15 protein-coding genes are annotated in these 15,360 nt (G+C 45.2%); 7 read left to right on the top strand and 8 right to left on the bottom strand.

Features of this window, described 5'->3' with window-relative positions; translation table 11 throughout:
- The first annotated feature begins 183 nt into the window (after positions 1-183).
- The 3 genes from ACXAGV_RS05290 (at position 184) to efpL (ending at position 3,607) form a co-directional block, all read left to right on the top strand.
- On the top strand, positions 184-1,200 hold the full coding sequence (locus tag ACXAGV_RS05290; protein ID WP_474872361.1) for a ligase-associated DNA damage response exonuclease: 1,017 nt from the start codon (positions 184-186) through the stop codon (positions 1,198-1,200).
- Positions 1,200-2,930 (top strand): cisplatin damage response ATP-dependent DNA ligase, encoded by a 1,731-nt coding sequence (locus ACXAGV_RS05285; RefSeq protein WP_474872360.1) that lies wholly within the window; start codon positions 1,200-1,202, stop codon positions 2,928-2,930. The genes ACXAGV_RS05290 and ACXAGV_RS05285 overlap by 1 nt, the downstream gene beginning before the upstream one ends.
- A gap of 101 nt (positions 2,931-3,031) precedes the next feature.
- Entirely contained in the window at positions 3,032-3,607 is a 576-nt protein-coding gene (efpL, locus tag ACXAGV_RS05280; RefSeq protein ID WP_474872359.1) for an elongation factor P-like protein EfpL, read from the top strand.
- Positions 3,608-3,732: 125 nt separating this feature from the next.
- On the opposite strand, the gene ACXAGV_RS05275 is transcribed toward efpL, so the two are convergent.
- The gene (locus ACXAGV_RS05275) at positions 3,733-4,701 is read right to left on the bottom strand and encodes a carbohydrate kinase family protein (protein WP_474872358.1); all 969 of its coding nucleotides are present in this window, start codon (positions 4,699-4,701) and stop codon (positions 3,733-3,735) included.
- A gap of 285 nt (positions 4,702-4,986) precedes the next feature.
- On the opposite strand from ACXAGV_RS05275, the gene ACXAGV_RS05270 reads away from it, so the two are divergent.
- Complete coding sequence (locus tag ACXAGV_RS05270) at positions 4,987-6,159, top strand: ROK family transcriptional regulator (RefSeq protein ID WP_474872357.1); 1,173 nt, start codon at positions 4,987-4,989, stop codon at positions 6,157-6,159.
- A 48-nt stretch (positions 6,160-6,207) separates the two neighbouring features.
- Positions 6,208-7,113, top strand: a complete 906-nt coding sequence (locus ACXAGV_RS05265; protein ID WP_474872356.1) for a homocysteine S-methyltransferase family protein — start codon at positions 6,208-6,210, stop codon at positions 7,111-7,113.
- A 16-nt stretch (positions 7,114-7,129) separates the two neighbouring features.
- Here ACXAGV_RS05265 and ACXAGV_RS05260 read toward each other — a convergent pair whose 3' ends face one another.
- A complete protein-coding gene (locus ACXAGV_RS05260) occupies positions 7,130-7,840 on the bottom strand; it encodes a hypothetical protein (RefSeq protein WP_474872355.1) in 711 nt (236 codons plus the stop codon).
- Positions 7,841-7,994: 154 nt separating this feature from the next.
- Between ACXAGV_RS05260 and ACXAGV_RS05255 the strand changes: the two genes are divergently transcribed.
- Positions 7,995-8,897, top strand: a complete 903-nt coding sequence (locus ACXAGV_RS05255) for a LysR family transcriptional regulator (protein WP_474872354.1) — start codon at positions 7,995-7,997, stop codon at positions 8,895-8,897.
- Here the strand turns inward: ACXAGV_RS05255 and ACXAGV_RS05250 are convergent.
- The 5 genes from ACXAGV_RS05250 to ubiG all read right to left on the bottom strand — a co-directional run bounded on the left by ACXAGV_RS05250 (position 8,887) and on the right by ubiG (position 13,297).
- Positions 8,887-9,546, bottom strand: a complete 660-nt coding sequence (locus ACXAGV_RS05250) for a glutathione S-transferase family protein (RefSeq protein ID WP_474872353.1) — start codon at positions 9,544-9,546, stop codon at positions 8,887-8,889. The two genes, ACXAGV_RS05255 and ACXAGV_RS05250, sit on opposite strands and share 11 nt — an antisense overlap.
- On the bottom strand, positions 9,546-10,154 hold the full coding sequence (locus ACXAGV_RS05245) for a glutathione S-transferase family protein (RefSeq protein ID WP_474872352.1): 609 nt from the start codon (positions 10,152-10,154) through the stop codon (positions 9,546-9,548). The genes ACXAGV_RS05250 and ACXAGV_RS05245 overlap by 1 nt, the downstream gene beginning before the upstream one ends.
- 182 nt (positions 10,155-10,336) lie before the next feature.
- Complete coding sequence (locus ACXAGV_RS05240; protein ID WP_474872351.1) at positions 10,337-11,323, bottom strand: lipase secretion chaperone; 987 nt, start codon at positions 11,321-11,323, stop codon at positions 10,337-10,339.
- Positions 11,323-12,240, bottom strand: coding sequence for an esterase/lipase family protein (locus tag ACXAGV_RS05235; protein ID WP_474872528.1), 918 nt, complete (start codon positions 12,238-12,240; stop codon positions 11,323-11,325). Before ACXAGV_RS05235 ends, ACXAGV_RS05240 begins: the two co-directional genes overlap by 1 nt.
- 307 nt (positions 12,241-12,547) lie before the next feature.
- Positions 12,548-13,297: a bifunctional 2-polyprenyl-6-hydroxyphenol methylase/3-demethylubiquinol 3-O-methyltransferase UbiG gene (ubiG, locus tag ACXAGV_RS05230; RefSeq protein ID WP_474872350.1), complete on the bottom strand. Its 750-nt coding sequence runs from the start codon at positions 13,295-13,297 to the stop codon at positions 12,548-12,550.
- Between the two features lie 164 nt (positions 13,298-13,461).
- Here ubiG and ACXAGV_RS05225 point away from each other — a divergent pair, with 164 nt between their 5' ends.
- Positions 13,462-13,821, top strand: coding sequence for a DUF2237 family protein (locus ACXAGV_RS05225; RefSeq protein WP_474872349.1), 360 nt, complete (start codon positions 13,462-13,464; stop codon positions 13,819-13,821).
- Between the two features lie 96 nt (positions 13,822-13,917).
- Here ACXAGV_RS05225 and ACXAGV_RS05220 read toward each other — a convergent pair whose 3' ends face one another.
- Complete coding sequence (locus tag ACXAGV_RS05220; RefSeq protein ID WP_474872348.1) at positions 13,918-15,348, bottom strand: aldehyde dehydrogenase family protein; 1,431 nt, start codon at positions 15,346-15,348, stop codon at positions 13,918-13,920.
- Positions 15,349-15,360 lie beyond the last annotated feature (12 nt).

Raw genomic sequence — 15,360 nt, 5'->3', positions numbered from 1 at the left:
AATCTAGAGAAAAAGTTCATTTCTTTCAATACCTCAATACATAATGACATATCTTGTGACAGTTTACCGAAGCTAGCTTGTCCACACTGAGTTGAGTTATTTACCTTGTACATATCAAGTGGTCGATTACCGGGGTTGATTACGTAGTAACAAGCATTCTCTGATTTATCAGGACTATAAGTAGTGCACCCATCAACCTGGTTAAAAACTGACGATACTGGCCTTTATTGCGAGCCGGGTGAGTTTTACATCGACCCAATGAACGAAGTCGCCACCGCGCTTGTCACACACGGTCACGCTGACCATGCACGGGCAGGTCATTACAGCGTGTTCGCAAGCCCAGAAACACTGGCTATTATGCAAACCCGCTACGGTGAAGATATGGCTACTCATCAACACGCTGTAGCTATGGGTGAAAGTATTAATTTTAACGATGTAAAAGCCACTTTTTATCCTGCAGGGCACATTTTAGGATCTAGCCAAGTTCTCATTGAATATGCAGGCTACCGCGTTGTGGTTTCCGGCGATTATAAACGCCGTCACGATCCTACCTGCCCGCCTTTTAAAGTTGTACCTTGCGATGTATTGATTACCGAAGCTACCTTTGGGCTTCCTGTCTTTAAGCACCCACCCATTGAGCATGAAATTGAAAAACTCCTTCATTCGTTGCGGGTGTTCCCCGAAAGATGTCATTTAGTAGGCGCATATGCATTAGGTAAGTGCCAGCGGGTTATTTTAGCGCTGCGCGAGGCGGGCTACACCAAGCCAATTTACTTACACGGTGCGCAGCTAAAGCTGTGTGACCTCTATAAGCACTTAGGAATAGACTTAGGCGAGTTAATTCCGGTGTCTGAGGTCGCGGATAAAAAAACGTTAGCCGGTGAGATAGTCATTGCGCCGCCTTCTGCACTTGCCGATAGGTGGTCACGAAGCTTGCCTAACGTGCGCCCTGTGGTGGCCTCTGGGTGGATGCAAATCCGCGCTCGCGCTAAGCAAAAAAATGCCGAGCTACCGCTTATTATCTCTGATCATTGCGACTGGCCAGAATTACTTCAAACCATTGAAGAAGTTAACCCGAAAGAAGTGTGGGTAACCCATGGCAGAGAAGATGCGCTGATGTATCAGGCAGAAAAAATGGGGTTTAAAGCCAGAGCGCTATCACTAGTCGGTTATGATGAAGCAGAACAAGGAGGCGATTAGTGGAAGCATTCAGTCACTTACTTGAACAGCTGTATTTCACGACTGGAAACAAAGCCAAAGCGCAGCTTATCGCCGACTACATTGCTAGTACACCAGACCCTGACCGAGGCTGGGCAATTGCTGCTATGGCAGGGACATTGCGGTTCGACTTTTTTAAACGAAACACGGTAAAAAAGCTTATTACCGAACATACCGACCCCGAGCTTTTTGCCATGAGCTATGACTATGTCGGTGAGGTTAGTGAAACCGTAGCCCACTTATGGCCTTACAGCGAGCCATCAGAGTCACTACCCACGCTTACCGAAGTGGTAGAAACGTTCGCTTCAGTCAGTAAGCAGAAAGTTTCTGAGACGCTAGCCCATTACCTAACAATAATGACACCTGCCCAACGCTGGGCATTACTAAAATTAGGCACGCGGGGATTACGTATAGGTGTGTCGGCTCGCTCTATAAAACAGATATTGGCCGACTACGGCAATAAGGACATCAAAGAAATTGAGACGCTGTGGCATGCGGTTACCCCACCTTATGTAGAGATGCTGAGTTGGCTAGAAGGAAAAGCCGACAAGCCAGACGTTGAAAACGCCGTCACTTTTCACCCGGTCATGCTTTCTCACCCCATTGAAGATAGCGACATCGACGCTTTCACCAAAGACACTTGGCAAATTGAAAACAAATACGACGGAATTCGAGTGCAGCTTGTTGTTAAGTCGAATAAAACTGTTGATGATAAGACTCAGAAAGATAGTCAGGCCGATGATGATAAGCCTGAAAAAGCCCTTTTTTCCCGTACTGGCGATGATATTAGCCACTCATTCCCTGATCTGCTTGAGTCTGTAAGCGGCAATATGGTGCTAGATGGAGAACTGCTGGTTATCCATAACGCAGAACATGGCTTTCATCCATTTGAAGAATCGACTGCCCAAAGTGTGGCTAATCAAAGCACAAATAGTGATAAAAGCGGAAAACAAGCATCATCCGCCACACAGCCAGATGTAGATACCTTTAATGCGCTTCAGCAGCGCCTTAATAAAAAGAAACCGAGTAAAGCGTTACAGTCTTCCGCCCCCGCTGGACTTATCGTCTACGATGCACTGGTGCTTAATGGAGAAGACCTAACAGACAAAACACTAAAAACGCGACGCCAAGCCCTTGAAGAATGGTTTCACAAGACGAATAACAGCCGTTTATTTCTTTCTGAAACGCTTAATGCCACTTCCCCTGAAACCTTGCGCCAGCTTCACGCTCATGTATGCCAAAATCGTGCGGTAGAAGGGCTGATGATAAAACGCTTAGATAGTAAATACGTCCCTGGCAGACCCAAAGGCCAATGGTTTAAGTGGAAGCGCGATCCGCTAGTTGTGGATGCGGTAATGATGTATGCACAGCGAGGGCACGGCAAGCGCTCCAGCTTTTATTCTGACTACACGTTCGGCGCTTGGGAGGACAGTCAGCTTCTGCCTATCGGAAAAGCCTATTCGGGATTCACCGATGAAGAACTCAAAAAATTGGATAACTGGGTAAGACGCAACGCCGTGGGACGGTTTGGTCCGGTAAGAGAAGTGAAAAAAAAGCTGGTACTAGAAGTGGCTTTCGACGCTGTACACCCTTCATCTAGGCACAAATCGGGGGTCGCGCTACGCTTTCCCCGTATTCATAGAATTCGTTGGGACAAGCCCGCGAGTGAAGCTGATACCTTAGCGAATGTAAAAGCGTTAATAGAAGGGTAACCCCATCAAAAATACTTTCTTAGTATTGTAAAATCGCAGAGAATAAGGCGAGATAGAAACAAGGCTTGCACCTTAAGAAAATAAAACAATAGGAAATCGCCATGCCTAAGGCTAGTGAAATTAAAAAGAATAACACTGTGGTATTTGACGGAAAAACTTGCATAGTGCGAGACATTGAACGCTCTGTCCCTCAAGGTCGTGCAGGCGGTAGCATCTATCGTATGCGCATGTACGATGTGGTAACAGGTGCCAAATATGATGAAACGTTTAAAGACTCAGATACCCTAGATATGGCTGACTTAATTCGTCGTCCTGCTATGTTTTCGTATATTGACGGCGAAGAATATGTATTCATGGATAAGGAAGACTACACCCCCTATCACTTGAACAAAGAAAGCATTGAAAATGAAGCGCTATTCATTAATGAAGACACCGACGGTATTCAGGTGGTTATCGTAAGTGAAGTGCCAGTAGCGTTAGATTTGCCAATGAGCGTAGAGCTTGAAGTTGTTGAGACCGATCCGTCAATTAAAGGGGCATCAGCAACGTCTCGTACTAAACCCGCTACGCTTTCAACCGGCTTAGTCGTACAAGTGCCAGAATATATTAGCACCGGTGAATGGATTAAGGTTAATACCGAAGAACGTAAGTTCCAAAGCAGAGCCGATAAGCACTAAACTGATTTAACGTATTAAGTTAAGCTAGCATCGACGCTTGTTAAGCTTTAAAATGACAAAAAAGGGTTCATATGAACCCTTTTTTATTGCCTTGAAATCAGTTTTAAAACGTTATTCAACGCCTCTTACTTAGCGATATTAGCCTGTGTAGGCAGTGCGCTGAATGCGCCGTACTGGGTTACCGTGTAAGCACCACAGCGAATAGCAAATTCAGTCGCTTCGCTAACATTTTCAAAGTTTTCAGCCCACGCACCAAACTCATCGGCGTTCTTCACTTTGGTCGAAAGGAAATACAGGAATCCACCGATAAACGAATCACCGGCTGCAGTGGTATCCTTTACGTCCATTTTTGGCGAAGCCAATGTGCCGCTGAACGACTTAGTAATATAGTGAATAGGTTCGCCACCGTCTGTTACCAATACAACCTTCACACCGCTATCTAGCCACTGCTGTACTTTTGCATCGGCATTTTCTTCGCCATAAAGCTCTGATAACTCTTCACGGCTTGCCTTAAGTATAGAAACTTTCTTTGCCGCTTCATCAATACGTGTCGGCGCATTTGCAGTGTCATCCCAAAATGCTGGGCGATAATTAATGTCTAAACACACCATCATGCCGTTTTCCTTCGCCTTGTTTAAAATAAACTCGGTGCCAGGAATAAGTTCAGGGCCTGAAATTGAACCTGAACAGAAGTGCAGTACTGTATTCTTGTCGCAATCAATCGTAGACAAGTCTTGTTCTGAAATGTGCTTATGCGCGGCATTATCTACGTAGAAGTCGAACGAACGTTCGCCGTCTTCATCTAAATTTACAAACGCCAGCGCCGTATTACCTTCTTGAGTCTTCCACACAAAGTCAGTGTTCACTTTATAATGTTCAAGCATTTCTTTAAGAAAGGCGCCAAAAGTATCGTCACCCACTTTAGATACCATTGCGCTCTCCCCACCTAGTTGGGCAACTGCAACCGCCACGTTAGCAGGCGCGCCACCAGCATAAGGCTGAAAAGGCTTCATGGCTGGTATGTTGCCATCTTTGGGCGCTGCACCTTGGCTTAACATATCAATAAGCACTTCACCTAAACACAAAATCTTCATACCAGCCTCACTTAACAGAATTTCAAAATTGCAGTTTACCTATGCACAGTTCGCGCAAGGTTAACGAATCGTTAATTAATTGGGGCATAGTATTGTCGAAAGAACCAATTAAATCAACCCAATTGATTTAACCTTTTGCGCAAAAATCAATGGGTGTGATAGGGTTAACGTAGTACTGTCGAATAAAGTTATGTCTGAACAAGTACCTACACCATTTCTTAAATTTGATACACGGCTAGGTTGTTATTACACTCTAGCTTCTTAAAACGATAGATTGTAAATACATTGAATACTGAATCGGCCTTTCATCTACCATCACAAAACACACCTACATTGCTTGATAGCCGTTCAGCGAATGAGCGGGATATCCTTACCCTAATTCGCCAACGTTCTTCATTGCCTAAAGCTGAAATAGCCCAATTAACAGGGCTGTCTGCACAATCAGCGACAGTGATCATTAAAAAGCTAGAGGCTGATGGCCTTGTTAAGCGACTAAAACCAATTAAAGGCGGGGTAGGTCAACCCAAGGTGCCGTTTGGTTTAAATGAAAACGGAGCTTTTGGTATAGGGCTGAAAGTAGGTCGACGAAGTTTCGATATGACGTTACTCGACTTGAAAGGCAATGTACGAGCAACACTTCATGAGAAGTTTGCCTACCCTACCGTAAGCAACCTGCTGACCTTTGCAAAACGTGCTTTCAATGTATTAATTAAAAATCTAGATGTAGACAAACAGAGCCTAATCCGAGGTTTAGGTGTTGCTATGCCCTTCGAAATTTGGAGCTGGGCAGAAGAAGCCGGGGCTCCCAAAAATGAATTGGAAGAGTGGAGAGAGTTTAATCCGCAAGCCGCGTTGGAAGATTTATTATCGCTACCTGTGTTTATAAAAAATGATGCTGGGGCAGCGTGCAGCGCAGAGATGTCGTTCGGTAATCCCCAAAACTACAATAGTTTTCTTTACATCTTTGTTGGCACATTCTTAGGTGGTGGCCTGGTTCTCAATAACCAGTTAGTTAATGGAAAAACAGGCAACGCTGGGGCCATTGGCTCTTTGCCCTTTTACAATGGTAGTACACAAAGCCAGTTAATAACCCAGTCTTCACTTTATTTGCTGGAGAGAAAGCTAAACGAAGCTGGGCACAACGGTCAGCATATTTATGAATCGCCATCCCACTGGTCTTGTGACACGCACTCAATAGAAGACTGGTTGAGCGAAACCGCCAGAGGATTGGCCTTTGCGACTCAATGTGCAATGAGCTTGTTAGACCTAGACGGCGTAATCATAGATGGCGCAATTCCTGATGATGTCAAAAACGCATTGGTCGTGCATACGCAAAGCGCGATGGAGACGCTTGATATGCGTGGCCTTGCTCAGGTACACATAAGCGAAGGTCTTGTAGGCAGAAAAGCGCAATCCATTGGAAGTGCAAACCTAGCCCTTCAGGCAAATTATTACTAATCATCTAACATCTCAAAAGGTTTGGCTTTGGGCAGTATGAAAGAAGGAATGCATGACATTTTAATTTTAGATGGCGGCATGGGGCGAGAGCTGAAAAAGACAGGTGCGCCCTTTAAGCAGCCAGAGTGGTCAGCACTGGCACTAATGCAAACACCTGAATTAGTAAGTGATGTGCATAAACGTTTTCTTGAAGCCGGTGCCCGTGTAATTACCACTAACGCCTATGCGCTTGTACCTTTTCATATTGGGGAAAATACATTTAAGGAGCAGGCTTTTACCCTGGCCCAAAGTGCGGCCGAACTCGCTCGAGGTGCAGTAGATACATTAAAGAGCGATGGTGACAATAAGCGATTTGTCGCGGGTAGCGTTCCTCCGGCTTTTGGTTCTTATCGCCCGGATTTATTTGATGCAAGTCGTGTAGCCGACATTCTCACACCGCTTATTAAAGCGCAGGAGCCCTATGTTGATGTTTGGTTGATTGAAACTGCAAGCTCGGTAGAAGAAGCTGAAGCCGTGGTATCATTTATAAAACAGCACTCTTCACTGCCTATATGGCTGTCATTCTCCGTTAGTAATCGAGAAAAATCTAACGAGCCTGTGACATTGCGTTCTGGTGAGCCGCTAAGTGAGATAGCGCCAATATTGAGCGAAGTACAGAACGTGCTTTTCAATTGTTCGCAGCCGGAAGAGATGGAAGACGCTATTTCAATAACGCGAAGTTTAAATACTTCGATTAATATTGGCGCATATGCAAATAGCTTTTCTGAGAGAAAACGTACGCACGCGGCCAACGCGCTACTTTCAGAGATACGTGACGATATAACCCCCGCCCGCTATGTTGAATACGTTAAGACTTGGGTGGCTGCTGGCGCAACTATCATCGGGGGCTGCTGTGGTATCGGCCCTGAACATATTAAAGCCATCAGCGACGTTTTTGGTCAAGAAAAATACTAAATAGACGTGGCTAGCTTTACAGCGCAAAGTCCTGTGTTTCGAAATACAATAATGAGTATAAGTCGCATACTGCAAACGCCGCATTGAGCTGTTCCACGCTCGGCACATGTGTTTCCGTTGGCTTTATCACTGGTTCGCTACATCCTTTTACGAGTACTAACGCATCATAAGAAGGGCGTGTACCAACACTATGAACGTACAGTTGACTATCGCCAAGCTCAATGATTGACCATGAATTAGCGCTCGGATCATTAGGGGCACCTACATCGACGTGTTGCCGTTTATACTGTTTTGATACTCGACGTTTAAACAGCAACTCAACGAATGTCAGTTTCGATTCACTTAGCCACTGATTACCGCCTCGTTCAAAGTGCCCCTTAAAGAATTCCGCAGGAATAGAAAATTGCTCGCCATTAATGAGCTTATTTAAATCAAAAATAGCCGGCAACAGTGTAACCATGCTGCTCTGAGAAAAAGAGCCAGCGTGATCCAGATCTAAAGACTCAAGAACGAGCGCTTTATATGAACTGTCTATCTTGTAGATAAGTTGATAATCGTGTGGCGAGTAGTATAGCGGCAGATGACTAGCGTAGAGATCGGTACCATCGGAAAACACTACCATACCGTGAGATCCAACTTTATCGTGATTAGCGTGTGTCGTGGCAACTGGCACTAACTCGCGGCCGACGACATTCGCACTGGAGGCGGGTGTATTAATGAAAGCCACGAATATATATAAAGCAGTGAGATAGAAATATTTCATAAGGCGGCAAGTATGTTTGAAAGGCTACTGTGGCAATACTGACATTCAATTTACTTACAGTTAAGCTACAATTAAGATTCAATTAATTCCCAATTGGAAGTAATTTAGCGATGCACTTATGGATATTGAAGACTTAAGAAAATTTATTGTTGTTGCGCAATATGAGAACTTGAACAAGGCGTCCCAGCATTTATCAGTGACCACAGGCGCGTTGTCTAAAGTAATAAAGCGCATAGAACATAAATTGGAGGTGCAAGTATTTGACCGAGTAGGTAAACATATTCGACTCAACCAAAGGGGTAACAAATTTCTGCTTTATGCCACTCATCTTGTGCACGAAGCCGATCAAGCGCTCAGTGAGTTTAGAGGAAGTACTGCTGTATACAACGTTACTGTTGCTGGCCCATCGCTATTGCTTCAATACTACTTACCTACGTTGCTTTCCAAGCCCTCTTTTGTACAAACTCACTTTCACGTAAATGTTAATGCTTGTTGGGAAGGTAAAGCGCTGGAAAGTGTGTCAAAAGGGGGAAGCGATCTCGCTATTGCCACCTCTTTTGCGATGGAAGAACGAGAGAAAGACCCTTCGCTTCATCATATATCGTTAGGTTCGTCTACATATGTGGTCGCAGCCGCGGAAAACCACGCTGCGGTAACCGAAGCAAAGAACGGCGCATTAACAAGTCAAAGTTTGTGCGGTTACGCATTCGCCTGTCCTGATGTTTCGCCCTTTTGTGGAATAAAACGCGGCATCGGTTCTGATGGATGGAGAGACGACAAAGTGCCCCGCTCAATTCGCTATCGATGTAATGATTTTGGCACGCTGATATCTATTGTTCGACAAGGACTGGCCTTGGCCTACGTGCCTGACTTCATAGCAAAAAGCCATAACCTTACTAGCGTCGATGTATTAGGTTATGACTTTTATCATACGGAGCACTTCGAACTTGTTTACAAACCTAGCATGGCATCGGGATGGCTCAACCGGTTTGTCGACTCAGTTAAAAGCGCTATTTCGTAACAACATTTTTAGCCCCTTTGATCAGTGATTCTCTGTCAATTTTATTAGGGACTTCCACTCCACGCCGTGCGGCTGGCCTCGCTTCAATACTGTTTTTCCAACGGGTTAAGTTGTCTAACCCTTCTATGCTTACACCAGACCATTCATAGGTACGTACCCAACACCAGTTCGCCATGTCAGCAATACTGTAGTCGTCGACCAAATACTCTCGATTTTCTAGCCTCCCATCTAGCACGGTGAATAGGCGGCGTACTTCGTTTTGATAACGTGCTATCGCCACCGGAATTTTTTCTTCTAAGTAACGGTGGAACACATTAGCTTGGCCCATCATTGGGCCTATGCCTCCCATCTGAAACATGACCCACTGTAAAACCTGGCTTTTTCGCTTTGCATCGGTGGGTAAAAACATACCGCTTTTTTCTGCGAGATAAATCATAATTGCGCCAGACTCGAACACTACGTGACCGTCGGCTTCTCTATCCACAATTACCGGAATACGGCCATTGGGATTCATCGCCAAAAATTCAGGAGTTTTCTGCTCTCCCTTCATCAGGTTTACGGTATGGGTGGTGTATTCAAGCCCCATTTCTTCAAGCGCTACCGACGCTTTCCAACCGTTCGGCGTGGCTGCGGTGTATAAATCTATCATTAGGCTTTTGCACTCTCTCGGTTGCTTACGGCCTCATACCAGCGCGCTAAATTGACATGCTCGTCAGTCATACGAATTTTTACCACACGGGCGAAATCCATAGCGCATAACGCGGTTATATCGGCAATAGAAAAGGTGTCTCCAGCAATAAACTCTTTAACACCAAGTCGACGCTCTAAAATGTTCAAATATTTCGACGCATTAATACCCGCTTCTTTGCCATATTCGGGCACCGGAGTCATACGATCTTTAAAGTACCCTGTAGTGTGCTGAAAGCACATACCAACTTGCATCATAAACGCTAATTCGACCTGCCGCTGCCACATAGATATAGTCGCTTTTTCAACGGGTGTTGTACCCATTAAGGGAGGCTCTGGATGCAGAGCTTCAAAATACGTACAAATGGCATCGGTTTCGGCAATACAGGTGCCGTCATCTAGCTCCAGAATAGGTATCTTTCCCAATGGATTTTTCGCGCGCATTTCTGCACTTAGATTTTCACCTTTTTGTATGTCGACCTGAATATAATCCACTTCAATGCCTTTTTCGGCTAAAAACATGCGTACGCGACGTGGATTAGGCGCCGTTCTTGTTTCGTAGATTTTCATAATGATTGTCACAAACCTTATTACGGATTGTTGAAAGTAGGGTATTACCAAGATTAGTAAGTGAACAAACTGCTTTCAAATCACTATGCCTATGCACAAGACTATTCAGTGCTTTTATGGTTATACCTCTTTGCTATTTCTCATTGTCGCAACAGCTAGCCCGAAACCTTGGACGCATTGCTTTAAGACTCAGTAATAACCTTGAGGCGCTTTAATTCATTAACAGTGAAGTTTTCAGACTGGTATTCGCGTAGCGTGCTTTCAAACTCGCCCGCTGTTAGCGACTGCTTTGCCAGGTTATCGCGAAACCTTTCATAGTCGGCAATTTTGTTTTTCCACTGTGCTTGTTTTTCCCAGGTCCTTGCGAAGCGGTCTGCGATCTCACTCCCGAATTCAGCCGCCACGGCGTTATATCGGTCGTTAAGATCACTGTGGCTGCGTTTTATTTCATTGATACGGTGCATATTAAGCGTTGGCTGAAAGACGTCGCGTTCCGTTTGACTACCCGTTTCTAGCGACTCAACAATAAGCGCTTTTCTTTCATTCCTAGACAGCGTTCTTTCCTGAGCAAGCTGTAAGCGCTCTAACGCCGCCTCGTCTACTTGGGCTTCTAGGCTAAATAGATAGTGGTATTCGGTATCATTGAAATAAGTGCGTCGAATTTTTTCGCGCTCATCGAGCTTATAAGACACATCTTGCAAACTGTGATTTGAAAGGTCGACCTCAACTTCAATTGAAGAGAGTGCCACTTTGTAATCTACGTAACGATTAAATAAGTCCGTCGCCACTATCCGCGTGTCAGGGGTAAATACGGTAATGACATGGGTTGAGTAGGAAAGCTTAACGGCATGTGGCGCCTCAGAGGTGCGCGTAAATATGAAACGATCGAAGCTGTCTTTTGTTGAGTAATCGAGCATAAAAACGTTAAGGCCAGTATTGGCGGTAACTGTTTCGTTTTGCAACCGATCACTGACTACCGAGTCAACTTGCGTATATCCGCTCTCATCAAGCGTTTTTTCACTGGCATTGTCACGAACCTCTTCCAATGAAGCTTGGTTGAGGGTATCTGCTTTGAAAGCAGGTTTCGCATAAAAAATACCGGCCAATACTAAGAGGGCCAGAAGCCCTCCCAATATCGGATAAACATCGCGTACTTTACGCGTCGTCACTACAGCCCCAATCTTTTAAGACGGTTGGCCTGACGAACAAATACGTCTACCGGATCAGTTTCAAACCAATGCGTAATGCCAAAGCTTTGGTTCACTTCATCCAAGTGGTTCATTTTGTAGTTATCTTTTAGCACCTTGCCCAAATGCGAACTACACGTTGAAACTAAACCGTCGTTAGGTTCTTTAAACGCAGTGCCCGTAATGGCAAGAAAAGGGTCTACAATGTCAAGGGCATTGGTGTAAGTCCTACCGCCGCTCCACGAGAAATAGTACACACCGTTCTCAGCTAACATTTTTCCATCATTGCGACAGTAGGCCGTTGGCATGCCTTCTGGATATTTTTTATTGAAAGCCACCGAGCCTTCTGTTGAAAGTGAGTTAAGCGCAGCGATTGAATCAGTAGGCTTGTCTCGGGGATCTGATCCAGAAGCAATCTCAATAATATTAGCGAAGGCATCAACCACTAAGCCTGCAGCACCTTCACCTACTGAGTCTTCAGCAAATGCATCCCGTAATTCATCAGCTACTTTGCTTCCCCAATTAACACCCGCGACTGAACTTACAGATGCAACTTTGTCAGGAGCGACACTTGCGGCGTAACGAGCGGTAGGGCCGCCATGGCTATGCCCGATGAGGTTCACTTTATCCGCGCCTGACAGGGCAAGTACTTCATCAATATACTCGAGCAGTTGCTCTCCTCGCACTTCTGTTGAGTTCGCAGGAGATACTTCAGCAATATATACAACCGCACCGTTGCGAGTAAGCTTGTGTGGAACTTTGTAAAAGTAATCGACAAAGAGTATGTCTTCAAACCCGAAAAGGCCGTGCACCAATACTATTGGATGATTGGTTTTTGCATATGTACCTGCGAAGGCGTGCCCTGCTCCTCCAACAAATGTACCAACGCCTGCAAACATCGCAAGCAACGTAACAATGAGAGCATTCCTTGCTCTTTTATTTTTGGATTTTCTCATCGTGTGTGCCCCATAATTATGACATTGTGGTCTGTGGTCAGACCTTTGTTATAATTATGTAAATCAGATGTAAAGATCAACCTCCATGTCAAAACTTTAATAGTACCGATGAGAAAATATGTGTAAAAATCTGCAGCGAAGAATCGCTGTTAGTCAAAGAATTCAGTGAGATAGCACTTTTCTACGGTTATTCCGCCTCGTACCATTTCCCCTCTGCATACAGAGAATAAACCATACTTATAAAATGCTCTTATCTTTTACAATACGCTTGAATAAAGTTTACAGCCAAGCTTGAAGTCGTCATCCACTTACCTTTAAACGGATTGAGTTTCATACCTATCTGGTGCATAAGTGTAAAGTCATCTTTAACCCACCGCTCCAATTCAGTAGGTTTTACAAATTTTTTCCAATCATGGGTTCCCACAGGTAAATAACGCATCACATATTCGGCGCCCACTATCGCAACAACGTAGCTTTTCAGCGTACGATTTAACGTTGCCAAGATAAGCAACCCGCCCGGTTTAACTAAGCTGGCACATTCATGTATAAGCTGTTGCTGATCAGGAACATGCTCCACCACTTCAGCATTTATCACTACGTCATACTGCAAATCTTCTTTTACCACTTCGCTAGAAAGCATATGTCGGTACGTTACTTCAACCCCATGTTTTTGCGCATGGCGTTTGGCTACTTCCACGCTAACCGCACTGGCATCTATACCCGTAACCTGCGCTCCCAGTTTGGCCAGCGGTTCACTTATAAGGCCGCCACCGCTTCCGATATCAATGATGGATAATGCTGAATAGTCTGGCGGTAGGTTACCTCTGCCAAAGTGATTCTCTATCTGTGCTCTTATTACATCTAGCCTTGCCCGATTAAATTCCAGTGCAGTTTTATATTTCCCTTGCGGGTCCCACCAAGACTCTGCCAGTGCGTCAAAGCGCGAAATTTCTTGTTCAGAAAAGTTACTGTCGCCTGTTTTTTTGCTTTTATCGAGCACGATTTTTTACCTTAAAACGTAGTTACCGTAGCGCTTTGTTGTTGACCCATGTCGAGCAGAGCCATAAGGTGGATAGATAAGCTTCTATTCACCCTAATTTCGCACTTGGCGATTTGAATAAGACATACCTATTAAACCATACGTTGTAAAAGAGGGTTCTGATTTTGGCGAACGCAAAAAATGTTTATGGACGCCCACTCCAGCTATGCTGTGGAAATACTGGATTTACGCGAGAAGGGTTTTGCTATGTCCCAGACGCTGATGTGGGTAATCACAGCGTATGCGCGGTTGTCACTGACGAATTTCTTCAGTATTCGCTAAGGCAAGGTAATGACCTTATCACGCCGTGGCCGAGCATGTCATTTCCTGGTTTGTTAGCGGGCGACAGATGGTGCCTATGTGCAGCTCGCTGGCTACAGGCTTATGAGGCAGGTGTAGCGCCAAAAGTGCGTTTGGAAGCTACTCATGAAAAAGCCTTAGACATCATTCCACTTTCACAGCTAGAAGAATACGCGGCAGATTAACTCTAATACCAATCCGCATAGATGATGCGCCCTCACGTACTTTTTTTATGAAACATTGAGGGCGCATTGAATGAAAACACAATAAAACCTAGTAATCTACTGAGGAGTACGAATAACCATAAGTCGAGTCTCAGACATATCTTCAATCGCATAGCGAATACCTTCGCGCCCCAGTCCAGAGTCTTTAACACCGCCATACGGCATGTTATCCACCCGCCAGCTTGGCACGTCGCCAATGACAACGCCGCCCACTTCTAGTTCATCCCAAGCTTTATGCGCTTTATAAATATCACGGGTAAATACACCAGCTTGAAGTCCGTAACGGCTGTTATTTACTTCTTTAAGCGCGTCGCCGTAGTTGTCGAAAGGCTCTAGGATAGATAGCGGGCCAAACGCCTCTTCGGCACTGGCATCACAATCTTTGGGCACGTTTTCCATAACCGTAGCTTCAAGCATGGCGCCGTCTCGTGTTCCGCCGCATAGAATAGTGGCACCTTTCTCTTTTGCTTCTTCAATCCAGCCGTGAAGGCGCTCTGCCTCGCCTTCTGAGATCATAGGGCCAATAAAGGTGTCTTCATTAGACGGGTCACCAGACACCAATGCTTTTACTTTTTCTACATAGCGTGATTTAAATTCATCATATATTTTACTATGCACTAAGAGGCGCTGAACACTGATACAGCTTTGACCAGACTGATAGTAAGCCCCAACAATCACGCGGTCGATAGCGTCTTCAATGTCTGCATCTTCATCAATTACGCAGGCTGCATTACCGCCTAGTTCCAGCACAACTGGCTTTTTACCAGCTTTTGCTTTCAGCGCCCAGCCCACATCAGGTGAGCCTGTGAAGCTAAGCAGCTTTAGTCTTTCATCAGTAGTGAATAAATCAGCGCCGTCGCGGCTACAAGGTAGAATAGAAAACGCGCCTTTGGGTAAGTCAGTTTCAGCTAATACCTCACCAATAATGAGCGCACCAATAGGGGTTCGCGAGGCAGGCTTAAGTACAAAGGTACAGCCTGCTGCGATTGCAGGCGCCACCTTGTGCGCAGCCAAATTCAAAGGAAAATTAAACGGCGATATAAATGAACATGGACCTATAGGGACCTTCTTGGTCATGCCCTGATAACCTTTGGCGCGCGCCGAGATTTCTAAATTCACCACCTCGCCGTTAATACGCACTGATTCTTCTGCCGCTATTTTGAAGGTATCGATAAGGCGGCTGACTTCGCCCTTAGCGTCTTTAATTGGCTTACCAGCTTCTATACAAAGCGCTTGCGCCAACTCATCGGCTCTTTCGGTAAAGCGCTTCACACAGTGCTCTAGCACCGCTTGTCTTTCGAAAGGAGCCATGGCAGCCATCGCAGGCTGCGCCTCTTCTGCTGCAGCAATGGCTTTATCGATGGTATCCGCATCGGCCATCGCCACCTTGGTTGCTACCTCTCCGGTGTATTTATTAGTCACGTCCAAGTCGGTATTGGCATAATGTGGCTCACTCGCTAAATAATAGGGATAGCTTTCCTTCAACATTTTTTACTCCTT

Source organism: Alteromonas sp. ABH4_453 (assembly GCF_056160665.1).
The sequence above is the reverse complement of the archived record's forward strand: the minus strand, read 5'-3'. Positions and strand labels throughout refer to the sequence as shown.

What these genes read in the sequence shown, in the direction of transcription:
- efpL (WP_474872359.1), top strand. Translation starts at nt 3,032, where the DNA reads ATGCCTAAGGCTAGTGAAATTAAAAAGAATAACACTGTGGTATTTGAC.
- ACXAGV_RS05275 (WP_474872358.1), bottom strand. Translation starts at nt 4,701, where the DNA reads ATGAAGATTTTGTGTTTAGGTGAAGTGCTTATTGATATGTTAAGCCAA.
- ACXAGV_RS05265 (WP_474872356.1), top strand. Translation starts at nt 6,208, where the DNA reads ATGCATGACATTTTAATTTTAGATGGCGGCATGGGGCGAGAGCTGAAA.
- ACXAGV_RS05255 (WP_474872354.1), top strand. Translation starts at nt 7,995, where the DNA reads ATGGATATTGAAGACTTAAGAAAATTTATTGTTGTTGCGCAATATGAG.
- ACXAGV_RS05250 (WP_474872353.1), bottom strand. Translation starts at nt 9,546, where the DNA reads ATGATAGATTTATACACCGCAGCCACGCCGAACGGTTGGAAAGCGTCG.
- ACXAGV_RS05245 (WP_474872352.1), bottom strand. Translation starts at nt 10,154, where the DNA reads ATGAAAATCTACGAAACAAGAACGGCGCCTAATCCACGTCGCGTACGC.
- ACXAGV_RS05235 (WP_474872528.1), bottom strand. Translation starts at nt 12,240, where the DNA reads ATGTTTGCAGGCGTTGGTACATTTGTTGGAGGAGCAGGGCACGCCTTC.
- ACXAGV_RS05220 (WP_474872348.1), bottom strand. Translation starts at nt 15,348, where the DNA reads ATGTTGAAGGAAAGCTATCCCTATTATTTAGCGAGTGAGCCACATTAT.